The following is a 22,559-nucleotide window of genomic DNA, read 5'->3' on the forward strand; positions in this document are numbered from 1 at the left end:
CACGGCCCGCGGCCCGGCCGCGCAGACGGCCCCTCACGTGGGACCGGCGTCGCCGCCCGGCAGCGCCCGGGAGTGGTCGAGATCGCCCTGAACCAGGGCCAGCGCCTCGTCCGAGAGGTCGACGATCCGGGACGGGTCCCAGGGCAGCTCCAGCCCGCCGTGGTGCAGCACCCGGTCGATCACCCCGGCCGTGAACCCCCAGACCAGCCGCCCGGCCACCGCGAAGGCCGGCCCCACGTGCCCGGACGGGTGGCGCAGCCGCACCCGGTTCGCCGGGTCGGCCAGATCGGCGACCGGCACCCGGAACACCGCGCCGGTCTCCCCCTGGTCCACCGGCCGCACCGGCGACTCCTCGCGCCACCAGCCCAGCACCGGGGTCACCACGAACCGGCTGACCGGGATGTACAGCGCCGGCAGCACCGCGAACACCTGCACCCCGGCCGGGTCCAGCCCGGTCTCCTCCCAGGCCTCGCGCAACGCCGCCGCGACCGGGCCCGGGCCGTCCGGGTCACCGTCCTCCGGATCCAGCGCGCCGCCCGGGAAGGACGGCTGCCCGGCGTGCGAGCGCAGCGAGCGGGCCCGCTCGATCAGCAGCAGGTCCGGCCCGTCCGGGCCCTCGCCGAACAGCATCAGCACCGCCGCCGCCCGGCCGCCCTCCACCGGCGGCAGGAAGCGGCTCAGCTGCTCCGGCAGCACCCGCTCGGCCGCCTCCCGCACCGGCTCCAGCCAGGCCGGCAGGCCGTCCCCCTCGACCACCCGCACCGCCGACGGCTCCGGCGCCCGCCGTGCCTCGCGGGTCACTCGCCCACCGCCAGGTCCGCGATCCGCCCCTGGTGCCCGGCGGCGTCGGCCCGGGCGGCGGCCTCCCCAGGGAAGTCCCCCGGCGGCCTCAGCCGCTGCCCGGGCTGCCCGCCCAGCTCGTACTTGAGCAGCTTGCGCGCCTTCTCCGGGTCGGTCTCGCCCTCCCCGTACGACGGGCAGAGCGGCGCGACCGGGCAGGCGCCGCAGGCGGGCTTGCGGGAGTGGCAGATCCGGCGGCCGTGGAAGACCACCCGGTGCGACAGCATCGTCCACTCCGACTTCGGGAAGATCTCGGCGACGGCCGCCTCGACCTTCACCGGGTCCTCCTCGGCGGTCCAGCCGAACCGCCGGGCCAGCCGCCCGAAATGCGTGTCCACGGTGATCCCGGGCACCCCGAAGGCGTTGCCGAGGACCACGTTGGCGGTCTTGCGGCCCACGCCCGGCAGCTTCACCAGGTCGTCCAGGCGGCCCGGGACCTCGCCGCCGAAGTCGTCGCGCAGGGCGATCGAGAGGCCGATCAGCGACTTCGCCTTGTTCCGGAAGAACCCGGTCGGGCGGATGACCTCCTCCAGCTCCTCCGGGTTCGCCGCCGCCATGTCCTCCGGCGTCGGGTACTTCGCGAACAGCGCCGGCGTCGTCTGGTTCACCCGCAGGTCCGTCGTCTGCGCCGACAGCACGGTCGCCACCAGCAGCTGGAACGGGTTCTCGAAGTCCAGTTCCGGATGCGCGTACGGGTACAGCTCCGTCAACTCGCGGTTGATCCGCCGCGCCCGCCGCACCATCGCCAGGTGCGACTCCGGCTTCCCCGGCTTCACCCCCGGCACGGCCTTCGCCTTCGGTGCCGCCGCCGCCCGGACCTTGCTCTCTGCCATGCACGAAGGCTACGCCGAACGGCCCACGGCGGGCAGCGGATCACCGGAGCCCGCGGGAGCCGCGGACCGACCTTCGGATGGGCGCGGTCTGGTGGCTCGCGACGGCTGGCTGCCCCAGTCTGAGGGCTACGACGACGCGAGGTGCCCATGTTCGACGAGAGCTTCGCCTTTCCCAGCAGCCTGCTGCGCCCGGTGACCGGCGCCACCGGGCGGGTCGCGGTGATCGGGGCCGGGGTGGCGGGCCTCGTCGCCGCCTACGAGCTCCAGCGCCGGGGCTTCGGCATCGTCCTGTACGAGCGGTCGAACCAACCCGGCGGACGGGTGCGCACGCACCGCTTCTGGGACGGCACGCACGCCGACCTGGGCGCCATGCGCATCCCCGGGAACCACCACTGCGTCCTCCACTACGTGTCCCAGTTCGGCCTGCGGACCAGGCCGTTCGTCAACTTCAACCCGGACGCCTACTACCACCTGCGCGGCCACCGCGCCCGCGTCCAGGAGGTGCACGCGCTGCACCCGGCGTTCGCGCTGCGCGCCGCCGAGAAGCAGGACCCGCGGCGGATCCTGGACCGGCTGCTGACGGCCGCCTGGGAGACGCTCACCCCCGACCAGCGCCGGCGGGTGCTGGACGGCCACTGGGACGACCCGGCGCTCGACCGGCTCGTCTCGGTGTCGCTGTGGCAGTACGTCCACGAGCACCTGTCGCAGGACGCCTGGGACCTCCTCGGCCACGCCAGCGGCCTGGTCCACTACGAGCAGTCCTCCCTGCTGGAGGTCCTCGTCGACTACTTCGGCCTGTTCCACGCGGGCCAGGTGGAACTGGTCGACGGCACCGACCGCCTGGTGCACGCGTTCGTACGCCGGCTGCGTCCGAGGACCCTCCAGCTGTCCACCCAGATCGACGAGCTCTCGCTGACCCGCCGGGGCGTCCGGGTGCACGGGCGGCGCCTCGGCGGCACGATCACCGAGGACGTCGACTTCGTCGTCTGCTGCGTCCCCGTCCCCGCCCTCGACCAGATCAGCTTCCGGCCCGGCCTGCCCCACCACCAGCGCCACGCGATCCGCGGCATCAGCTACGCCAGCAGCACGAAGACGCTCGTGCACACCAAGCGGCGCGGCTGGGAACTGGACGACCGGATCTTCGGCGGCGGCAGCTTCACCGACATGCCGATCCAGCAGTGCTGGTACCCGTCGGACAACGCCCGGCCCGTCGACGGCCGGACCAACGGGAGCACCGTCGGCAGGCGGCGCTGGGCCGCCCGGGACCCGCAGCGCTCCCACGAGCCCGCGGTGCTCGTCGGCGCCTACCTGTGGGGGGCCAACGCCCGCCGCTTCACCACCCTGCCGCCGGCCGACCGCGACCTGCTGGTCCTGAAGTGCCTGGAACGGCTGCACCCCGGCATCCTCCGCGACGCGGACGACATCGTGCACTGGAACTGGGACGACCAGGTCGGCATGGGCGGCGGCGCCTTCGCCCACCTCGCGCCCGGCGAGCACACCCGGTACCTGACCGGGCTCGGCGCCCCGCACCCGACCGACGACCCGAGGATCTTCTTCGCCGGAGAGCACCTGTCCGGAGCGCACGCCTGGATGCAGGGCGCCGCCCAGTCGGCCCTGGCCGTGGTGGGCCAGGTGATCGACCGGGGGCAGCACGCCGACGACACCGCGCGGCTGCGGGCCGGGTGAGCGCGGCACCGGCGCCCCGGCGCCGAACCGGCGAGCAGAGCGGCGGCCCGGCGGCGGGAGCGGCGCTGCACCGCGACGACCTCGGACCGCTGCTCGCCCCGGCCGCGGCCGCGACCGAGCGGATCGGGCTGGAGATCGAGAACGGCATCGTCGACCCGGAGACCGGGCGGGCCGCCCCCTACGAGGGGAAGAACGGCGTCCGGGCCGTCCTGGAGGCCGTCCTCGCCGAATGGGGCGGCGCGGACCGGCGCGACAACGGCCGGCTGACCGGCGTGGACCTGGCGGACACCGCCCAGATCACGCTCGAACACGGCGGCCAGGTCGAGTACTCCTCCGTCCCGGCCGCCGACCTGGCCACGGCCGTGGACGACATGCGGGCCACGATGGAGCGCCTCGCGGAGCTCGTCGGGCGCTTCGGCCTGGCCCTCCTGCCCGGCGGCAACCTCCCCTTCGACCGGCTCGACACCGTCTCCTGGGTGCCGATGCTCCGCGGTGCCGTCATGCGCGACTTCTTCGACCGGATCGGCGAGGCCGGCAGCGGGGCCCCGAAGATCATGTCGATGTCGCTGTCCACCCAGGTGCACCTGGACTACCTGTCCGACGAGGACTTCACCCAGAAGCTGCGGATGCTGACCGCCGCGTCCCCGGTGGTCGCCGCACTGCTCGTCAACTCGCCGCTGCAGGGCGGCCGGTCGAACGGGCTGCTCTCGCACAGGTCGCAGAACTGGCTGCGGATGGACCCGCGCCGCTGCGGCGTCCTACCGCCCGCGCTGCGGCCCGACGTGAACGCCGACGACGTCATCGACTGGGCGCTGGGGATCCCGATGATCTACTACCGCGGCCCGGACGGACGGTACCGGCCCGCCCCCGACCGGCCGTTCGCCGAGATCCTGCGGCAGGGCTTCGACGACGGCACCATGCCGACCTTCGACCACTGGGTCTCCCACATGTCGCAGATCTGGACGGACGTCAGGGTCCGCCGGACCCTGGAACTGCGGGCCGGGGACGGCCCGCCGTACCGGCACATCCCGGCCGTACCGGCGCTGTGGGCGGGGCTCGCCTACCACCCGCCCTCGCGGACGGCGGCCTGGGAACTGCTGCGCCACCACGGCGTGGCGGAGCACCGCGCGGCGAAGGCCAGGCTCCCCGCCGACGGCCTGGACACCATGCTCGGCGGCGACCGGGTCCGCGAACTCGCGGCGGAACTCGTCCGGCTCGCCCGGGCAGGCCTGCGGGCCCGGGTCCGCGCCGGCCTGGAACAGCCGAAGGTGCTCGACTACCTCGACCCGCTCGACGAAGTGCTGCGCACCGGGCAGACCTTCGCCGAACAGACCACGGCCCGCTGGGACACCGACCTCCGCCGCGACCCCCGCCGCTACGTCGCGGCCTTCCGCGTCTGAAACCCCACGCCCGACCCTCCCGCCCGAGCCGTGGAGTTCTCCGGCCGAAGGGCCTTCCTCGCCCGAACCGTCGCGGGTTAGCGTGACCGGCGGCGGTCGGCCGCCGCCCGACCACCGGAGAACGAGGAAACATGGACCAGGACTTCAAGGACATCCCCACCACCACCCTGGCCGACGTGCTCGGGCGCGCCCAGGTCATGGACATCGGCATCCGTCCGCTGTGGGCGGGGGCGCCGCGGGTGGCCGGCCCGGCGTTCACCGTGCAGTGCCCGCCCGGCGACAACCTGATGCTGCACGCGGCGATCTACCGGGCCGAGCCGGGCGCCGTGATCGTCGTCGAGTCGGGCGACCTGGACTACGCGCTGGCCGGCGGCAACGTGTGCGCCGTCGCGCAGCGCCGGGGCGTCGCGGCGTTCGTCGCCGACGGCCTGATCCGGGATCTGGGCGAGGTGCGGGAGCTGGGCTTCCCGGTCTTCGCCCGCGGCGTGATCCCGATACCGGGGGCCAAGCGGGAGCTCGGCACGCACGGCGCCCGGGTGCGCTGCGGCGGCGTGCCGGTGGCGGCCGGTGACGTCGTGGTGGCCGACGAGGAGGGGGTCGTGGTGGTGCCCGCCGCCCGGCGCGCCGAGGCCCTGGCGGCGGCCCGCGCCAAGCTGGCCAAGGAGGCCGCCGAGACGCTGGACGACTGGGAGGCGGCGCACCGCACCCGGATCGAGAAGACCCTCGGCGAGCTGGGCTTCACCGGCTGAACCCGGCCCGGTCCGGCTGAACGGGCCGAGCGCCCGCCCCGGCGAGGCCTCGGCCCTGGCCGACCCGCCGCACCGGTTTGTCCGCCGCCGGCGTATCGCAGCACCTGACCGCCCTGCGCGCGGCGGGTCCGACCAGCGCCCACCGGGCCGGCCACGGCGTCCTCTACGCCCGTACGGCGGTGGGCGATTCATTGTTCGAACCGCCCGAGCAGGCGTTCGACCCGGCGCCGCCCCCGCGACGCCCCACCCGGTGACCCGCCGGTACGAATGGCCCCGCACGGCACACCTCGGCACACCCCCTCCTCATATGATCGGAGCGACATGCGCCATGCTTGGTGATGCAGAGCACGGTACGGAACTTGCGCCGGACGGCCCACCCGCCGAACGGCCGAGAAGGAGGAAGCACGTGGACGACGTTCTGCGGCGCGCCGCACTCTTCGCGGCACTCGACGACGAACAGGCCGGCGAGCTGCGCGCTTCCATGACCGAGGTGACCCTCGCCCGTGGTGAGTCGCTGTTCCACGAGGGCGACCCGGGCGACCGGCTGTACGTCGTCGCCGAGGGCAAGGTCAAGCTGCACCGCGCCTCGCCGGACGGACGCGAGAACATGCTCGCCGTCCTCGGCCCCAGCGAGATGATCGGCGAGCTGTCGCTGTTCGACCCGGGCCCGCGCACCGCGACCGCCAGCGCGCTGACCGAGGTCAAGCTGCTCGGCCTGGGCCACGGCGACCTGCAGCCCTGGCTGCACGCCCGACCCGAGGTCTCCATCGCGCTGCTGCGGGCCATCGCCCGCCGCCTGCGCCGGACCAACGACGTGATGTCCGACCTGGTCTTCTCCGACGTGCCCGGCCGCGTCGCCAAGGCCCTGCTGGACCTCTCCCGCCGCTTCGGCGTGCAGTCCGAGGAGGGCATCCACGTCGCCCACGACCTCACCCAGGAGGAGCTGGCCCAGCTGGTCGGCGCCTCCCGCGAGACGGTCAACAAGGCGCTCGCCGACTTCGCCGGCCGCGGCTGGCTGAAGCTGGAGGCGCGCGCGGTGGTGCTGATGGACGTCGAGCGGCTGTCGCGCCGCTCGCGCTGACCTCGGCGCGCTCACGTCTTCACGCCTTTACGTCTTCACGCCGTAACCGCCGAAGGGCCCGTCCGCGCGGGCGGGCCCTTCGGCGTTCCCCTTCGGCGTTCCGCTGCCCGCCCCGCGCGCGACGGGATCAGTCGAGGCCCGGGATCAGCCCGTGCTCCTCCAGGTACTTCAGCTGCGCCCGGACCGAGAGCTCGGCGGCCGGCCAGAGCGCCCGGTCGACGTCGGCGTAGACCCGGGCCACCACCTCGTCCGCGGTCCGGCAGCCGGCCTCGACCGCGGTCTCCACCTGGGCGAGCCGGTTGGCCCGGTGGGCGAGGTAGTAGTCGACGGCGCCGAGCGCGTCCGCGAGCGCCGGACCGTGGCCGGGCAGCACCGTCCGCACGCCGTGCGCGGAGGCCATCGTGTGCAGGTGGCGCAGCGAGTCCAGGTAGTCGCCGAGCCGGCCGTCGGGGTGGGCGACCATCGTGGTGCCGCGGCCGAGGACGGTGTCGCCGGTGAGGATCGCGCCGTCGGCGGGCAGGTGGAAGGTCAGCGAGTCCGAGGTGTGGCCGGGGGTGGCGACCACCCGCAGGTCGAGGCCGCCGACGTCCAGCCGCTGGCCGTTGACCAGGCCCTCGGAGCCCAGCCGGTGCGCCGGGTCCAGGGCGCGCACCTCGGTGCCGGTGAGTTCGGCGAAGCGGGCCGCGCCCTCGGAGTGGTCGGCGTGGCCGTGGGTGAGCAGGGTCAGCGCGACGCGTTTGCCCTGCTGTTCCGCGAGGTCGACCACCCGGCGCAGGTGGCCCTCGTGCAGCGGGCCGGGGTCGACCACCACGGCGAGGTCCGAGCCGGGCTCGGAGAGCAGCCAGGTGTTGGTGCCGTCCAGCGTCATCGGCGACGGGTTCGGCGCCAGCACGCACAGCGCCCGGGGCGTGGCCTCGCCGTCGATGGTGGCGGCCGGGTCGCCCGGCAGGAGCCCGCTCACCGGTTGTCCCCGCGGGGCCGGTGCAGGGCCCTGAGCGGCAGGACCCGGACGAGCGGCCGCTGGGCCGTCTCGACGAACGGGACCGGACTCTCGCAGGCCGGGGTACGGGGGATCAGGCGGCGGGCGGGCAGCTCGGGTGCCGTCCGGCGAGCCACGGCGTTGTGGGTCATCGGGCGTCGGTCCTCTCTGTTCTCTGTTTCGAGTCTGTTCGGCGGCGTCGTCGGCGACAGCGCCGACGAGGGCGGGGCCGGTGCGGTCAGGCGTCCTCGGGGAAGTCCCCGTCGATGGTCAGTTCGTCGTACCCGGGCCAGCGGACCGTCATCCGGTCGCCCCGGACCTCGGCCCGGCCCAGCACCGGCTCCAGCGACCGCCCGGCGGCCGCGTCCAGCGCCTCCGCGGCGGTGCGCACCGGCGCCAGCTCGCGCAGCACCGTCACGGTCGGCGGCAGCATCCCGAACCGGCCCTCCTGGTAGCCGAGAACGGCCTCGGCGGGCGTCAGCCAGGCCACCCGGTCGGCCTCGCCGACCTCCAGGGCCGCGCTCTGCCCGGCCGGCAGCGCCGCGACGAAGAACCAGGTGTCGTAGCGGCGCTCCTCGAACTCCGGGGTGACCCAGCGGGCCCAGCCGCCCAGCAGGTCGCTGCGCAGCACCAGGGCGTGGTCGCGGAGGAACTCGGCGAAGGACAGCTCGTGCGCCTCCAGCGCCGCCCGCTCGGCGCTCCAGTCGCGCGGCGCGGCGACGCTGTCCGCGTCCGGGCCGGCCAGCAGGACGCCGGCTTCCTCGAAGGTCTCGCGGACGGCCGCGCAGACCACCGCCCGCGCCGTCCGGGCGTCCACCCCGAGCCGCCGCGCCCACTCCTCGGGCGCCGGTCCGGCCCAGCCCGTCTCCACTTCGGCGTCGCGCGGATCCACCCCGCCGCCCGGGTAGGCGTACATGCCGGCCGCGAAGGCCATCGAGGTGCGCCGGCGCAGCAGGTACGCCTGCGGCCCGGCGGCCGCGTCGCGCAGCAGCACGACCGTCGCGGCGAGCCTGGGCACCGGCGGGGTCAGCACGCCGGAGTCGACCGCCCGGATCCGGGCGGGCCAACCGGGCGGCATCGGGAGCGTCGTCGCTCGATGGTCCATGCCCGGATGCTAAGCGTACGAAGGCGGGGTTGGACAGGCCCAACCCCGCCTTTCGCGATCACACTCAGCTGCTCTTGACGCGCACCTGGAGCTCGACCTCGACCGGGGCGTCCAGCGGCAGCACCGCGACGCCGACCGCACTGCGGGCGTGCACCCCGGCCTCGCCCAGCACCTTGCCGAGCAGCTCGCTGGCACCGTTGATCACGCCCGGCTGACCGGTGAAGTCGGGGGCGGAGGCGACGAAGCCGACCACCTTCACGACCCGCTCGATCTGGTCCAGGTCACCGATCACCGACTTGATCGCGGCCAGCGCGTTCAGCGCGCAGGTCTGCGCGAGCTCCTTGGCCTCCTCCGGGGAGACCTCGGCGCCGACCTTGCCGGTGCTCGGCAGCTTGCCGCCGACGACCGGCAGCTGGCCGGAGGTGAACACGAACTCGCCCGAGCGCAGGGCCGGCACGTACGCGGCGACCGGAGCGGCCACCGGCGGCAGGGTCAGCCCCAGGTCGGCGAGCTTGGCCTCGACCTTGCTCATGCGTTCTTCTCCCGCTTGAAGTAGGCCACCAGCTGCTCCGGGTTCGGGCCCGGCACGACCTGGACGAGCTCCCAGCCGTCCGAGCCGAAGTTGTCCAGGATCTGCTTGGTGGCGTGCACGAGCAGAGGCGCCGTCATGTATTCCCACTTGGTCATGGCCAGACTCTAGACGAGCGGCCACCGCGATCGGCGCCGCCCACGGACCGGCGTGTGAGGTGGCCCACAAAGGGGGCATGATTCAGGCCCGGCCCCCCTGGTGCTCCGGGCATCCGGCGCGCTCCCTGGTTACCCTCGCGAGAGGGCACCGGTAGTTCGGGCCGGCCGACGGAGCGGCCCCGGCCCACGAGACGGACGGAGACGGAGCGTGGCACGCACCCCCGGCCAGGCGGCCCGGCGCGACCCCGACTGGGAGGGCGTCCGGCTGCACGTGGTCAGCGGCAAGGGCGGCACCGGGAAGACCACGCTGGCCGCCGCGCTGGCGCTGGCGCTCGCCGCCGACGGCGGCCGGGTGCTGCTGATCGAGGTCGAGGGGCGCCAGGGCATCGCCGAACTGTTCGGCATCGCCGCCCTCCCGTACGAGGAGCGCCGGATCGCCGCGGTCTCCCGCGCCCAGCTGGGCCTGCCCCCCGACGACGGGGGCGGCGGGGGCGGCGGCGAGGTGTTCGCGCTGGCCATCGACCCCGAGCAGGCGCTGCTCGAGTACCTGGAGATGTTCTACAAGCTCGGCCGGGCCGGCAAGGCGCTGCAGAAGGTCGGCTTCGTCGACTTCGCGACCACCATCGCGCCCGGCGTACGGGACGTCCTGCTCACCGGCAAGGCCTGCGAGGCGGCCCGGCGCAAGGGCCCCGACGGCCGCCGCCGCTACGACGCGGTCGTGATGGACGCGCCGCCGACCGGGCGGCTCACCCGGTTCCTGAACGTGAACGCCGAGGTCGCCGGGCTGGCCCGGATCGGGCCGATACACACCCAGGCGCAGGCCGTGATGCGGGTGCTGAAATCGCCGGAGACCGCGGTGCACCTGGTCACCCTGCTGGAGGAGATGCCGGTGCAGGAGACGGTCGACGGCTTCGCCGAGCTGCGCGAGGCCAGGCTCCCGGTGGGCGGGGTGATGGTCAACATGGTCCGGCCGCCGGTGCTGGACGCCGCGGCGGTGGCCGCGGTGGACGGGAACCACCGCGAGGAGGTCGCCCTGGCCCTCGGCGAGGCCGGGCTCGGCGGACGCTCGCGCAAGCCGGAGACGGTCCGGGCGGCGGTGGAGCCGCTGCTCGACCCGCTGCTGGAACAGGCCAGGGAGCACGCCGAGCGGGTCGAGCTGGAGCGCGAGCAGCGCGCCGACCTCCAGCAACTGCGGCTCCCCACGTACGAACTGCCACTGCTGGGCGAGGGCGTGGACCTCGGCGGGCTGTACCGGCTGGCGGGCGAACTGAAGCGGCAGGGGGCGGCGTGACCACCAACGGAACCAGCGGAGCCGGCGGGAACGGCGGGGCCGGCCGGGCCCACGGCGGCGGTAGCAGCGGCGGGGTCGGCAACGGCGGCAGCGGTGTCCGGGCCGCCGGCAGCCGGCTCGCCGTCGACAGGCTGATCGACGACCCGAGGACCAGGATCATCGTCTGCTGCGGCTCCGGCGGCGTCGGCAAGACCACCACCGCCGCGGCGATCGGCCTGCGGGCCGCCGAACGCGGCCGCAAGGTCGTCGTTCTGACCATCGACCCGGCCCGCCGGCTCGCCCAGTCGATGGGCCTCACCGAGCTGGACAACACCCCCCGGGTCGTCAAGGGGGTCACCGGCGACGGCGAGCTGCAGGCCATGATGCTCGACATGAAGCGGACCTTCGACGAGGTCGTGCTCGCCCACGCCGAGCCCGAACGGGCCAAGGCGATCATGGAGAACCCGTTCTACCAGTCCCTGTCGGCCGGCTTCGCGGGCACGCAGGAGTACATGGCGATGGAGAAGCTCGGGCAGCTGCGCGACGCCGAGGAATGGGACCTGATCGTCGTCGACACCCCGCCGTCCCGCTCCGCGCTGGACTTCCTGGACGCGCCCAACCGGCTCGGCTCCTTCCTCGACGGCCGGGTGATCCGGATCCTGACCGCCCCCGCCAAGGTCGGCGGCCGCAGCGCGATGAGGTTCCTCAACGCCGGCATGGGCCTGATCACCGGCACCCTGGGCAAGATCTTCGGCGCCCAGCTGCTCACCGACGTGCAGACCTTCGTCAGCGCGATGGACTCCATGTTCGGCGGCTTCCGCGAGCGCGCCGACCGCACGTACCAGCTGCTCAAGGCGCCGGGCACGGCGTTCCTGGTGGTGGCCGCGCCGGAGCGGGACGCGCTGCGCGAGGCGGCGTACTTCGTCGACCGGCTCGCCGCGGACCGGATGCCGCTGGCCGGTCTGGTGCTCAACCGGGTGCACGGCTCGGGCGCGCCGCAGCTCACCGCGGAACGGGCGCTGGCGGCCGCCGAGGCACTGGAGGAGAACGGCTCGGAGCACGCCTCGCCCGAGGCCGAACTGCTCGCGGCCGGGCTGCTGAGGCTGCACGCCGAACGGATGCAGATCATGGGGCGGGAGCGCCGCACCCGCGACCGCTTCGTCTCCGTGTACCCGGACGTGCCGATCGTGGAGGTCGCCGCGCTGCCGGGCGACGTGCACGACCTGGACGGGCTGCGCGCCATCGGGGACCGGCTCAGCGGCACCGCGTAGGCACCGGCCCGGCCCGCGCGCCCGGCACCGGAGCGCCCGGCGCGAACGCCCTCGATGCGGATGTCCTCGATGCGGATGTCCTCAGCGTGAACGTCCTCGGCGCGGGTGCGCCGGACACGGGTGCGCCAGGCACCGATGTCCTCAGCCCGATGGCCCCCCGGCACCGGTCTGCCACGGCGCGGATCCGCACCGCGCCGGTGTGCTCAGCCCGCCTGGGCGTAGTCCGTCAGTATCACGCCGGTCGCGAGGGACTCCTCGTACTCGGTGCGGGCCGTCTCCAGCAGCCTCCGCCACGAGATGACCGTCGGGCGGCGGCGCAGCAGCGCCCGGCGCTCGCGTTCCGTCATCCCGCCCCAGACCCCGAACTCGACCCGGTTGTCCAGTGCGTCCGCCAGGCACTCCGTGCGGACGGGGCAACCGCTGCACACCGCCTTGGCGCGATTCTGCGCCGCCCCCTGGACGAACAACTCGTCCGGATCACTCGTGCGGCAGGCGGCCTGCGCACTCCAGTCGTCAACCCAGCCCATCCCGGCGCCGTCCTCTCCCGTATCGAGGCTCCCCCACGGCGGCAACGGCATATTCACCGTTGCCAGTTGAGGACGTTACGGAAGAACGACAGCGAGCAACAGCCCCTCCGGGCTCAATCTCGCATGACCCGATTGGACTATGGGTACCGGTCAGCTCACTCGTTGGAGTGATCGCAGGTCGCAAGCCTTGTCAATCGCGACGTAGCAACTCTCGCCACGCGCGTCATCACGGAGCGCTACCGTTTACACGGGTACAGCAGGCCGCAGCCGCCTCAAAAACCCTCTAATATCGGGCAATTCGGGCAAGTCTCTGCACTCACAAGAGTGAATGGTGTTGACGCACCGAAGCTGTCGCAAGCTTGTGACAAGCGTAGGGGAACACCTGCCCCTATGGGCGGGATTCCGGGACGTAGGGTTCTCCTCATGGCACCGAAGCGCCCCCAGGCATCCCAGCCCCCAGGCAACACCGGAGCTCCGCGCGATAAGCGCCGCGAGTCGCCGCTCGACATCGCGGGACACGGAGTGAAGTTCCTGGGCGTCAGCGTGCTCTCCGGAGTCCTGCTGGCAGGCCTCGCCCTGCCCGCCGTCGGCGCCATCGGGCTGACCGCCAAGGACACGGCGGAGAGCTTCTCCAACATCTCCGATGACTTCAAGACCCCGCCGCTCACCCAGGCGACGCAGATCTTCGACGCCAAGGGCGGCCTGATCGCCAAGGTGTACGAGCGCGACCGCACCGTCCTCACCGCCGACCAGATGTCACCGTTCATGCGGCACGCCCAGGTCGACATCGAGGACGCCCGCTTCTACGAGCACGGCGCCGTCGACCTCAAGGGCGTGCTCCGCGCCATCGGCAAGAACGCCGAGAGCGGCACCACCTCGCAGGGCGCCTCGACGCTGACCCAGCAGTACGTGAAGAACGTCAACGTCGAGAAGGCCGGCGACGACCAGGCCGCGGTGCTGGAGGCGCAGCGCAAGACCCTGGGTCGCAAGATCCAGGAGCTCAAGGTCGCGATCAAGCTGGAAGAGGACCTGTCGAAGGACCAGATCCTCACCAACTACCTCAACATCACCTTCTACGGCCACCAGGCCTACGGCATCGAAGCCGCCTCCCAGCGCTACTTCAGCAAGAGCAACAAGGACCTGACCGTCGCCGAGGCCGCCACCCTGGCCGGCATGGTGCAGAACCCGTCGTCCTACGACCCGGTGCGCTACCCCGACAACACGGTCAAGCGCCGCAACGTCGTGATCGACAAGATGCTCGAGAACAAGCACATCACCGCGGACCAGGCCAAGGAGGCCAAGGCCGCCCCGCTGGGCCTGAAGTTCAAGGACCCGCAGAACGGCTGCATCACCGCCCAGGCCGGCATGGGCTTCTTCTGCGACTACGTGCGCCACGTGGTCAAGCAGGACCCGGCGTTCGGCAAGAGCGTCGCCGACCGCAAGAAGCTGTGGGACACCGGCGGCCTGAACATCTACACCACGCTGGACCCGGACAAGCAGGCCGCCGCCCAGAACGCCGTCACCAAGAAGGTCAACGTGACGGACACGGTCTCGGCCGCCGCGACCATGATGGAGCCCGGCACCGGCAAGATCCTGGCCATGGCCCAGACCCGCCCGTACGGCCTGGACCCGAACAAGAACCAGACCGTCGTCAACCTCAACGTCGACTCCGCGATGGGCGGCGGCAACGGCTTCCAGACCGGCTCGACGTTCAAGCCGATCCTCGCCGCGGCAGCCCTGGAGTCGGGCCTGTCGCCCACCCAGCCGTTCCCCTCCGAGAACAAGATCGACTACCCGCAGATGACCACCTGCACGGGTACCTGGAGGAACACCGACAAGCCCAAGGCCACGGTGAAGAACGAGTCGACCGGCGAGGTCGGCCCGTACGAGCTCAAGCAGGCCATGGCCCTCTCGGTCAACACCTACTTCGTGCAGATGGAGCAGCAGGTCGGCCTCTGCGCGATGAAGCAGATGGCCAACAAGCTGGGCATCACCCAGTCCGCCAAGGGCGACGCCTTCCAGGAGGTCCCCTCGATGGTCCTCGGCACCCTGGAGCTCAGCCCGCTGACCATGTCGAACGTCTACGCGACCTTCGCGGCCCGCGGCAAGTACTGCACCCCGGTCGCGATCAACAAGATCAGCACGGTCGACGGCAAGGAGGTCAAGGTCCCGCAGACCACCTGCAGCCAGGCCTTCTCCGAGCAGACCGCGGACGCCCTCAACACCGTCCTGCTCAACGTGACCGAGAAGGGCACCGCGGCCGCGCTCAAGCTCGACGACGGCCGGCAGATCGCCGGCAAGACCGGTACCACCGACGAGAAGAAGGCCGCCTGGTTCAGCGGCTACACCCCGTCGCTGGCCACCTCCGTCTGGCTCGGCGGCCCGGCCGGCGGCGTCAAGATGAAGAACATCAACATCGGCGGCAAGCACTTCGACGAGGTGTTCGGCGCCGACGGCCCCGGTCCGATCTGGCAGCTGGCGATGAACCAGGCCCTCAAGGGCTCGTCGCCGGAGCAGATCCAGACCATCAACATCCCGGACCCGGCGCCCAAGACCGACCCCAACGCCAACCAGAGCGGCGGGGCCACGCCGCCGGCCGACCCCAACGCCCAGCAGCAGCCCGGCGGCAACCCGCCGCCCCAGGGCGGGAACCCCGCGGGGAGCCCCGGTGGCAACCCGGGCGGGAACCCGGGTGGGAACCCCGGCGGCGGCAACCCGGGCGGCGGCAGCAACAACGCCGGCGGGATGATCGGCGGCGGGTTCACCTTCCCGCCGGGCGTCATCGGCGGGAACAACGGCGGCAACGGTGGAAACGGCAACGGCGGCAAGCACGGCGGCAACAACGGCTGACCGGCCCCCGGCCCGGGCACGACACGACGAAGGGGCGCCCTCCGAGATCACTCTCGGAGGGCGCCCCTTCGGGCTTGGCCGACGGTGCCATCCGGGCCCTGGACCTTCGGGCCCTGGCCACCGGCACCCTTCGGGCCTTCGGGTCTGGCAGCGGGGCTCAGCCCGTCAGCGCCGCCCTCACCGCGGCGGCCACCCGGCCACCCTCCGCCAGGCCGTCCACCTTCGGCTTCACCAGCTTCATCACGGCGCCCATCGCCTGCGGACCGGCCGCCCCGCTCTCGGCGACGGCGGCCGCCACGATCGCGGTCAGCTCCTCGTCGGAGAGCTGCTTGGGCAGGTACCCCGCCAGCACCTCGCCCTCCAAGCGCTCCCGGGCCGCCTGCTCCACCCGGCCCGCGGTGTCGAACGCCTCCGCCGCCTCCCGGCGCTTCTTCGCCTCGCGGCCGATCACCTTCAGCACCTCGTCATCGGACAGCTCGCGCTTCGCCTTACCCGCCACCTCCTCGCTGGTGACGGCGGCCAGCGTGAGCCGGATGGTGGACGAGCGCAGCTCGTCCCGGTCCCTGATCGCGGCCGTGAGGTCCTCGTGCAGCTTCGCCTTGAGCGTCGTCATGGCCCCGAGTCTCCCACCTGCGGCGTTCGGTCGCTTGCCATTAACCGGCCCGTCGGCAGACACCGGGGCCACCGGCACGCAGCGGACCCGCCGGCACGTGGCCGACCCGCCGGTGGCCCCGCATCCGCGCACGGCCACCGGACGTTCACCGGCTGATCCACCGTCTGAGAGCATGGAGCGATGCGACCGCTGTACTCCGTTCCCCTCGGCTTCGCCGCCGCCGGCGCCGCCTGCCTCGCCTACTCCGTCGGGTACGAGGTCCGTTCCTTCCGGCTCCGCCGGGTCGAGGTCCCCGTCCTGCCCCACGGCGCCCGGCCCATCCGGGTACTGCAGGTCTCCGACATCCACATGGTGAGCGGGCAGGGCAAGAAGCAGCGCTGGCTGCAGAGCCTCGCCGGCCTGCGCCCCGACCTCGTCGTCAACACCGGCGACAACCTCTCCGACCCCCTCGGCGTCCCCGCCGCCCTGGACGCGCTCGGGCCCCTCATGGACTTCCCCGGCGTCTACGTCTTCGGCTCCAACGACTACTACGGCCCGGCCCGCAAGAACCCGGCCCGCTACCTCCAGGCGATGCGCAGCGGCGCCCACGGCCTCAACAACGCCGACGGCACCGGCCGCCGCGGCATCACCGACGCCGTCCACAACCCGTGGGAGAAGCTCCGCGACGGCTTCGACGCGGCCGGCTGGCTCGACCTCACCAACACCCGCGGCCGGCTCACCATCGACGGCCTCGACCTCGAATTCACCGGCCTCGACGACCCGCACATCCGCCGCGACCGCTACAGCGAGGTCGCCGGCGGCCCCTCCCCCGACGCCGACCTCTCCCTCGCGGTCGTCCACGCCCCCTACCTGCGCGTCCTCGACGCCTTCACCGCCGACCGCTACCCGCTGATCCTGGCCGGCCACACCCACGGCGGCCAGCTCTGCATCCCCTTCTACGGCGCCCTGGTCACCAACTGCGACCTCGACGCCCGACGGGTCAAGGGCCTCTCCACCCACCAGGCCGGCGGCCGCCGCTCCTACCTCCACGTCTCCGCCGGCTGCGGCACCAACCGCTACACCCCCGTCCGCTTCGCCTGCCCCCCCGAGGCCACCCTCCTCACCCTCACCCCGGCCCCCCGCTGACCTGCACCGGACGCCCGCCAAGAACCGGATTTCGTGTCTCGGCGAGCGTCCGGTAGAGTTCTACTCGTTGCGAAGGAGACGGAGCAACAAACCGCAGGACCGGGGTGTGGCGCAGCTTGGTAGCGCGCTTCGTTCGGGACGAAGAGGCCGTGGGTTCAAATCCCGCCACCCCGACCCAGTACAGAGGGCCCATCGGAGAAATCCGGTGGGCCCTCTGGCGTTGTGCGCGACCGACGTTGTACGTGACCGACTGAGTGACCGAGCCTCAGTGTGGAGCGCCCGCCTGTGCCGCAGCCCGTGCGGAGTTTCCCAGGATCTGGGCCGACGGCGAAGGTGGGGGCAGCCCCCGCGAGTGGAGATCAGGGCCCTGCCGGAGGTGTTTCGGGAGGGCCCTTTGGTGTGGGTGGGGGTGTCAGAGGGTGGTGGGGAGGTCGGTGCGGGAGGTGATGTGGAGTTTGGGGTACGCCTTGTAGAGGTGGTGGGCGATGGTGCGGGGGCTGAGGAAGAGTTGGGCGGCGATCTCGCGGTTGGTGAGGCCTTGGGCGGCCAGGCGGGTGATCTGGAGTTCCTGGGGGGTGAGGGGGGAGTCGGGGGTGCCGGTGGGGCTGGTGGTGGGGGCCGGGGTGCCGGTGGCGGTGAGTTCGGTGCGGGCGCGGGCGGCCCAGGGGTGGGCGGCGAGGCGTTCGAAGGTTTCGAGGGCGGCGCGCAGGTGGGGGCGGGCGTCGGTGCGGCGGCGGGAGCGGCGCAGCCATTCGCCGTAGAGGAGGGCGGTGCGGGCCTGCTCGAAGGGGCGGTGGGTGCCTTCGTGGAGGTCGAGGGCGGCGCGGTAGGCCGGTTCGGCGAGTTCGTCGGGGCCGAGCAGGGCCTGGCAGCGGAGCCGGAGCGCTTCGGTCCAGGGGCGGTCGGCGGCGGTGCTCCAGCGGGCGAAGCGTTCGTAGGGTTCGGCGGAGCGTTCGGGGGTGCCGAACCGGACGGCGGCTTCGACCAGGTCGGGGACGGCCCGGGTGGCGCTGACGTGGTGCCGGTGGGGGCCTGTGGTGAGGGTGTGCAGCCGGTCGGCGGCGTCGCCGGCGCGGCCGTGGCCGAGGTCGAGCAGGGCCAGTGCCCAGTGGGCCCAGGGGCGGCCGGCGGCGGGGGCGGCGGTCTGCGGGCCGGTGGTGGCGAGGGATTCGGCGGTGAGCCGGGTGCAGCGGTCGGTGTCACCGTCGAGGGCGGCCAGGTAGGCGAGGAGTGCGGTGAGTTGGCTGGTCCACTGGTGCTGGCCGGTGTCGCGGGCGAGGGCGAGGGCTTCGGTGGCGGTGACTTCGGCGTCGCGGTGGCGGCCGTGGAAGAGTTCGGCCTCGGCGAGGAAGAACTGGAGGGTGGGCATCACGCCGATGGTGCCCTTGGCGCGGGCTTCGGCGACGAGTTCGCCGCCGAGTTCGGCGGTCTCGTCGTCGCGGCCGAGGATGAGGGTGGCGCCGCAGAGTTGGACGAGGTCGACGGGGGTTTCGGCGCCGGCCTTGCGGGCTGCCGCGGCGGTGTCGCGGGCGGCGGGGGGCTGCGGTGCGGGCCGGCCGAGGGCGGGGAGTACGGCGGCGGGCAGGTGGCGGGCGAGCGGGGTGAGCGGGTTGTCGTCGGCGAGCGGTAGCGCGGCCAGCCGGTCGAGGACGGCGATCACCGGTTCCTCGCCCGCGTACCAGGCGGTGTGGAAGGCCTGGAACAGCATCCGGGCGGCGTGCGGCGCCTCGATGGCGGTGCCGGCGGCGTCGAGCAGCAGCCGGTAGGCGGTCGGGTAGGAGCCGCGCCAGAAGTGCGCGGTGGCCCGGACCTGGTCGAGCAGGGCGTGTGCCAGGGGGTTGTCGGTGCGGGCCCCGGCCTCGTCGGCGAGCGTCTCGGCCTGCGCCAACTTCCCTTCTTCGGTGGCGGCTTCGGCGGCCAGGACGAGGCGGCGGGTGGCGGTGTCGCGGTCCGGGGTGAGCCGGGCGGCCCGCTCGTACGCGGCGGCGGCGCCGCCGTGGGCGCCGCGGGCCTCGGCGCGGACGGCGGTGCGTTCCAGCGCGTCGGCGAGGGCGGCGTCGGGGGCGGTGGCGGCGTGGGCCTGGTGCCAGGTCCGGCGGTCGCCGTCCGGCAGCGCTCCGGCGATGGCCTGATGGATCGTCAGTCGCTGGTGGTGCGGGGCGCGTTGCAGGATGGCGGTGCGCAGGAGCGGGTGGCGGAAGGCGATCCGGCGGTCGGGGGTGACGCTCGCCAGGCCCGATTCCTCGGCGGGGCCGAGGTGTTCGGCGGGGACGCCGAGGGCGGCCGCGGCGGGCAGGACGACGTCGAGTTCGCCGGTCTCCTCGGCGGCGGCGACCAGCAGGAGGGTCTGGGTGGCCGGGGGCAGGCCGGTGACCTGGCCGTGGAAGGCGATCAGCAGCCGGCTGGTGAGCGGCAGGCCGCCGGGCGCGGGCGCCGGCGAGCCGGGGGTGTTCGCCTGTGCCCCGGTGGCGATGGGGAGTTCGGTGAGGGCGAGCGGGTTGCCGGCCGCCTCGACGAGCAGCCGCTCGCGGACGGCGGCGGGCAGGTCGGGGCCGGCCCGGTGGTCCAGGAGCCGGGCGGCGTCGGGCTCGGGCAGGCCGGTCAGTCGGAGCTCGGGGAAGCCCGTGGTCGGGAGTTCCGGTGCGGCGCCGCCGGTGCGGGCGGCGAGCAGCAGGGCGACTCCTTCGGCCTGGAGCCGGCGGGCGGCCAGCAGCAGGGCGTCGAGGGAAGCGTCATCCAGCCACTGCGCGTCGTCGACGATGCACAACAGGGGCTGTTCGGCGGCGAGTTCGGCGAGCAGTCCGAGGGTGGCGAGCCCGACCAGCAGCCGGTCGGCCGGGGCGCGTTCCTCGGCGAGCCCGAACGCCGCCTCCAGGGCACGCCGTTGCGGCCCGGGCAGGGCGTGCAGCCGGTCGAGGCCGGGTGCGAGCAGCAGGCTCAGCCCGGCGAAGGGCAGTTCCGCCTCGTACTCGACGCCTGCCGCCCGGACCACCCGGAACGCCTCGCCCGCCCGCCCGACGGCGTGGTCCAGCAGCGCGGTCTTGCCGATCCCGGGCTCGCCCCGGAGCAGCAGCACCCCGCTGCGGCCTTCACGTGCCGCGTCCAACAGTCCCGCCACGACGGACTGTTCGTGTTCCCTCCCGTACAGCATGCCCCCGACCCTACCGAGGCCCTCCCGGCCGCAGGTACGGGCGGGCCCGCCGAGCACACCTACGTACCCACCGCCGGACGCTACGTACCCCCATGCCGATACGTGACTGATTCGCCCGCGCCGGCCCGTCCCTACCTTGGTGAGCAGCGGGAACGAGCCGCTCAACCACCCACCGGGACACGGGAGAAGACCATGACCGAGATCACCGCCACCGCCCTCCAGCAGCTCGCCGAGCGCTACCTCGCGGTCTGGAACGAGACCGACCCGGCCGCCCGCCGCAAGTTGATCGACGAGGTGTGGGCCGTGGACGGCCGGTACACCGACCCGCTGGCCGCCGTCGCCGGCCGGGACGCGATCGACGCGCTGATCGGCGCGGCCCAGGCCCAGTTCCCCGGGCTGGAGTTCACCCTCGGACCGGTGGACGCGCACCACGACATCGCCCGGTTCACCTGGAACCTCGGGCCGGCCGGCGCCGAGCCGGTGGTGATCGGCTTCGACGTCCTGGTGGCCTCGCCGGACGGGCGGATCGGCTCGGTGTACGGATTCCTGGACCGCGTCCCGGGCGCCTGACGGCAGGCCGGACGGGTCGGGGGCGACCCCCACCGCCCCCGACCCACTCCCTCCAACCCCACTGAGGAGAAGCCGAGATGAGCTCCGCCCTGACCGCCCGCCCATCGACCGCGACCGCGACCGCGACCGGCAATGCAACCGACAATGCGCCCGGCGCCGCGAGCACCACTGCGAGCACCACCGCGCCGGAGGTCGAGGCGGCGGCCGGCGCCCCGCGCGGCCTGCTGGCGGTCGTCCTGACCGCCACCTTCATGACCGCCCTCGACTTCTTCGTCGTCAACGTCGCCGTCCCGTCCGTCCAGGCCGACCTGGGCGCCGGACCGGCCGCCGTCCAGTGGGTGATCGCCGGATTCAGCCTGGCCCTCGCCGCCGGCCTGGTCACCGCCGGCCGGCTCGGCGACCGGTACGGCCGGCGCCGGGTGTTCGGGCTCGGCCTGGCCCTGTTCACCCTCGCCTCCGCGGGCTGCGGCCTCGCCCCCACCGCCGCCGCGCTGGTCGGCGCCCGGGTGGTGCAGGGCCTGGCGGCGGCGCTGATGGGCCCGCAGGTGCTGGCGATCCTGCGGACGGCGTTCAGCGGCGCGGCGCAGGCGCGGGCCTTCGCCCGGTACGGGCTGACCATGGGCGTCGGCGCGGTGTTCGGCCAGTTGATCGGCGGGCTGCTGATCCGGGCGGACCTCTTCGGCCTCGGCTGGCGCAGTTGCTTCCTGATCAACCTGCCGATCGGTCTGGCCGCCCTGGCCCTGGTCCGCCGCTGCCTGCCGGAGTCGCGCGCCCCGCAACGGCCGGGCCTGGACCCGGTGGGCGTGCTGCTGGTCACCACCGCGCTGACCGCCCTGGTGCTGCCACTGATCCAGGGCCCCGCACAGGGCTGGCCGCTGTGGACCTGGCTCTGCCTGGGCGGCGCGGTCGCCCTGCTGGCCGGCTTCGTGGTGCATCAGCACCGCACCCGGACCCGCGCCACCGCCGCCGCCACCGGCTCCGGCTCCGGCTCCGGCAGCGACTTCGGCTCCGGCTCCGGCTCCGCCGCCCCGCTGGTCGACACCCGGTTGTTCCGGACCAGGGCCTTCGGCGCCGGTCTGCTCGCCCAGCTCGCCTTCTGGCTCGGCCAGGCGTCCTTCTTCCTGGTGCTCGCCCTGTACCTCCAGCTGGGCCGCGGCCTGGACGCGCTCGGCGCCGGGCTGGTGTTCACGGCGATCGGCCTCGGCTACCTGCTCACCTCCAACGCCACCCACCGCGTCGCCGCCCGGCTCGGCGGGGCCCGGACGATCGGCGTCGGCGGGCTGCTGATGACCGTCGGGCTGGGCCTGCTCGCCCTCGCGGTGTACGGCGCGCCGGGCGGGAGCGTGTGGTGGCTGACGCCGGGGCTGTTCGTGGACGGCCTGGGGATGGGCCTGGTGATCGCCCCGGTGACCTCCGTGGTGCTGGCCGGGGTCGAGCCCCAGCTGGTCGGCTCGGCCGCCGGGGTGCTGGCCACCGTGCAGCAGGTCGGCGGGGCGCTGGGCATCGCGCTGATCGGCCTGCTCTACTACGGCGGAGGCGACCCGGCGGCCGCGTTCGGCCGCAGCGTGACGGCGCTGGCGGTGCTGGAGCTGGTGCTGGTGGGCCTGGTCCGGCTGCTGCCGCGGAAGGGCTAGCGGGACCGAGCGGGCGCGCAGGAGCAGGCGGGCTCACAGGAGCGGACGGGCTCCCGGGAACGGGCGGGAGGGACGGGGCGAGTGGGGGGGGGGGGGGGGGGGGGGGCCCCCCCCCCCCCCCCGGGGGGGGCCCCCCCGCGGGGGGGGGGGCCCCCCCCCGGGGGGTGTTGTGGGGGGGAGGGGGGGAG

Annotated in this window: 20 protein-coding genes, 1 tRNA gene and 1 pseudogene; 12 read left to right on the top strand and 10 right to left on the bottom strand. The window is 73.8% G+C overall.

Annotated features, from left to right (window positions below):
- Positions 1 to 33: 33 nt before the first annotated feature.
- Together ACFWPI_RS11860 and nth are read right to left on the bottom strand one after the other, a co-directional pair.
- Positions 34 to 801, bottom strand: coding sequence for a CoA pyrophosphatase (locus ACFWPI_RS11860; RefSeq protein ID WP_063348669.1), 768 nt, complete (start codon positions 799 to 801; stop codon positions 34 to 36).
- The gene (gene nth, locus ACFWPI_RS11865) at positions 798 to 1,673 is read right to left on the bottom strand and encodes an endonuclease III (protein ID WP_380377243.1); all 876 of its coding nucleotides are present in this window, start codon (positions 1,671 to 1,673) and stop codon (positions 798 to 800) included. The genes ACFWPI_RS11860 and nth overlap by 4 nt, the downstream gene beginning before the upstream one ends.
- 147 nt (positions 1,674 to 1,820) lie before the next feature.
- Between nth and ACFWPI_RS11870 the strand changes: the two genes are divergently transcribed.
- The 5 genes and pseudogenes from ACFWPI_RS11870 to ACFWPI_RS11890 all read left to right on the top strand — a co-directional run bounded on the left by ACFWPI_RS11870 (position 1,821) and on the right by ACFWPI_RS11890 (position 6,589).
- Positions 1,821 to 3,359, top strand: coding sequence for a flavin monoamine oxidase family protein (locus ACFWPI_RS11870; RefSeq protein WP_380377244.1), 1,539 nt, complete (start codon positions 1,821 to 1,823; stop codon positions 3,357 to 3,359).
- Entirely contained in the window at positions 3,356 to 4,759 is a 1,404-nt protein-coding gene (locus tag ACFWPI_RS11875) for a glutamate-cysteine ligase family protein (protein WP_380377245.1), read from the top strand. Before ACFWPI_RS11870 ends, ACFWPI_RS11875 begins: the two co-directional genes overlap by 4 nt.
- 131 nt (positions 4,760 to 4,890) lie before the next feature.
- A complete protein-coding gene (locus ACFWPI_RS11880) occupies positions 4,891 to 5,508 on the top strand; it encodes an RraA family protein (RefSeq protein WP_380377246.1) in 618 nt (205 codons plus the stop codon).
- A 65-nt stretch (positions 5,509 to 5,573) separates the two neighbouring features.
- A pseudogene (locus tag ACFWPI_RS11885) lies at positions 5,574 to 5,762 on the top strand (transcriptional regulator); the annotation flags it as partial.
- Between the two features lie 152 nt (positions 5,763 to 5,914).
- Entirely contained in the window at positions 5,915 to 6,589 is a 675-nt protein-coding gene (locus tag ACFWPI_RS11890) for a Crp/Fnr family transcriptional regulator (RefSeq protein WP_030240972.1), read from the top strand.
- 127 nt (positions 6,590 to 6,716) lie between these two features.
- Here the strand turns inward: ACFWPI_RS11890 and ACFWPI_RS11895 are convergent, their stop codons facing one another.
- From ACFWPI_RS11895 to ACFWPI_RS11915, 5 genes are all read right to left on the bottom strand, one after another.
- On the bottom strand, positions 6,717 to 7,550 hold the full coding sequence (locus ACFWPI_RS11895; protein WP_380377248.1) for an MBL fold metallo-hydrolase: 834 nt from the start codon (positions 7,548 to 7,550) through the stop codon (positions 6,717 to 6,719).
- Positions 7,547 to 7,720 (bottom strand): hypothetical protein, encoded by a 174-nt coding sequence (locus tag ACFWPI_RS11900; RefSeq protein ID WP_363370507.1) that lies wholly within the window; start codon positions 7,718 to 7,720, stop codon positions 7,547 to 7,549. Before ACFWPI_RS11900 ends, ACFWPI_RS11895 begins: the two co-directional genes overlap by 4 nt.
- A gap of 86 nt (positions 7,721 to 7,806) precedes the next feature.
- Entirely contained in the window at positions 7,807 to 8,673 is an 867-nt protein-coding gene (locus ACFWPI_RS11905; protein ID WP_350881965.1) for an NUDIX hydrolase, read from the bottom strand.
- A gap of 64 nt (positions 8,674 to 8,737) precedes the next feature.
- The gene (locus ACFWPI_RS11910; RefSeq protein ID WP_350881963.1) at positions 8,738 to 9,205 is read right to left on the bottom strand and encodes a RidA family protein; all 468 of its coding nucleotides are present in this window, start codon (positions 9,203 to 9,205) and stop codon (positions 8,738 to 8,740) included.
- Positions 9,202 to 9,360 carry a DUF4177 domain-containing protein gene (locus ACFWPI_RS11915; RefSeq protein WP_167745864.1) on the bottom strand — a complete coding sequence of 53 codons (159 nt, stop codon included), beginning with the start codon at positions 9,358 to 9,360 and terminating at the stop codon, positions 9,202 to 9,204. The genes ACFWPI_RS11910 and ACFWPI_RS11915 overlap by 4 nt, the downstream gene beginning before the upstream one ends.
- Positions 9,361 to 9,568: 208 nt before the next feature.
- Here ACFWPI_RS11915 and ACFWPI_RS11920 point away from each other — a divergent pair, with 208 nt between their 5' ends.
- Together ACFWPI_RS11920 and ACFWPI_RS11925 are read left to right on the top strand one after the other, a co-directional pair.
- Positions 9,569 to 10,651 carry an ArsA-related P-loop ATPase gene (locus ACFWPI_RS11920; RefSeq protein WP_063348661.1) on the top strand — a complete coding sequence of 361 codons (1,083 nt, stop codon included), beginning with the start codon at positions 9,569 to 9,571 and terminating at the stop codon, positions 10,649 to 10,651.
- Positions 10,648 to 11,901 carry an ArsA family ATPase gene (locus ACFWPI_RS11925; protein ID WP_380377251.1) on the top strand — a complete coding sequence of 418 codons (1,254 nt, stop codon included), beginning with the start codon at positions 10,648 to 10,650 and terminating at the stop codon, positions 11,899 to 11,901. Before ACFWPI_RS11920 ends, ACFWPI_RS11925 begins: the two co-directional genes overlap by 4 nt.
- A 203-nt stretch (positions 11,902 to 12,104) precedes the next feature.
- Here the strand turns inward: ACFWPI_RS11925 and ACFWPI_RS11930 are convergent, their stop codons facing one another.
- The gene (locus ACFWPI_RS11930; RefSeq protein ID WP_030240986.1) at positions 12,105 to 12,428 is read right to left on the bottom strand and encodes a WhiB family transcriptional regulator; all 324 of its coding nucleotides are present in this window, start codon (positions 12,426 to 12,428) and stop codon (positions 12,105 to 12,107) included.
- Between the two features lie 423 nt (positions 12,429 to 12,851).
- On the opposite strand from ACFWPI_RS11930, the gene ACFWPI_RS11935 reads away from it, so the two are divergent.
- Positions 12,852 to 15,278: a transglycosylase domain-containing protein gene (locus ACFWPI_RS11935; protein WP_079135766.1), complete on the top strand. Its 2,427-nt coding sequence runs from the start codon at positions 12,852 to 12,854 to the stop codon at positions 15,276 to 15,278.
- A 157-nt stretch (positions 15,279 to 15,435) separates the two neighbouring features.
- Here ACFWPI_RS11935 and ACFWPI_RS11940 read toward each other — a convergent pair whose 3' ends face one another.
- Positions 15,436 to 15,891: a GatB/YqeY domain-containing protein gene (locus tag ACFWPI_RS11940; protein WP_063348660.1), complete on the bottom strand. Its 456-nt coding sequence runs from the start codon at positions 15,889 to 15,891 to the stop codon at positions 15,436 to 15,438.
- A gap of 180 nt (positions 15,892 to 16,071) precedes the next feature.
- Here ACFWPI_RS11940 and ACFWPI_RS11945 point away from each other — a divergent pair, with 180 nt between their 5' ends.
- Together ACFWPI_RS11945 and ACFWPI_RS11950 are read left to right on the top strand one after the other, a co-directional pair.
- On the top strand, positions 16,072 to 17,016 hold the full coding sequence (locus tag ACFWPI_RS11945) for a metallophosphoesterase (protein WP_063348659.1): 945 nt from the start codon (positions 16,072 to 16,074) through the stop codon (positions 17,014 to 17,016).
- A 100-nt stretch (positions 17,017 to 17,116) separates the two neighbouring features.
- Positions 17,117 to 17,190, top strand: a tRNA-Pro gene (locus ACFWPI_RS11950).
- A gap of 238 nt (positions 17,191 to 17,428) precedes the next feature.
- Here the strand turns inward: ACFWPI_RS11950 and ACFWPI_RS11955 are convergent.
- Positions 17,429 to 20,167: an AAA family ATPase gene (locus ACFWPI_RS11955; protein WP_380377255.1), complete on the bottom strand. Its 2,739-nt coding sequence runs from the start codon at positions 20,165 to 20,167 to the stop codon at positions 17,429 to 17,431.
- Positions 20,168 to 20,359: 192 nt separating this feature from the next.
- On the opposite strand from ACFWPI_RS11955, the gene ACFWPI_RS11960 reads away from it, so the two are divergent.
- Both ACFWPI_RS11960 and ACFWPI_RS11965 read left to right on the top strand, forming a co-directional pair.
- Complete coding sequence (locus tag ACFWPI_RS11960; RefSeq protein WP_350881950.1) at positions 20,360 to 20,737, top strand: nuclear transport factor 2 family protein; 378 nt, start codon at positions 20,360 to 20,362, stop codon at positions 20,735 to 20,737.
- A gap of 77 nt (positions 20,738 to 20,814) precedes the next feature.
- A complete protein-coding gene (locus tag ACFWPI_RS11965) occupies positions 20,815 to 22,371 on the top strand; it encodes an MFS transporter (protein ID WP_380377256.1) in 1,557 nt (518 codons plus the stop codon).
- The last annotated feature ends 188 nt before the right edge of the window (positions 22,372 to 22,559 follow it).

It is taken from the genome of Kitasatospora sp. NPDC058492 (genome assembly GCF_042720685.1).
GTDB lineage: Bacteria > Actinomycetota > Actinomycetes > Streptomycetales > Streptomycetaceae > Kitasatospora.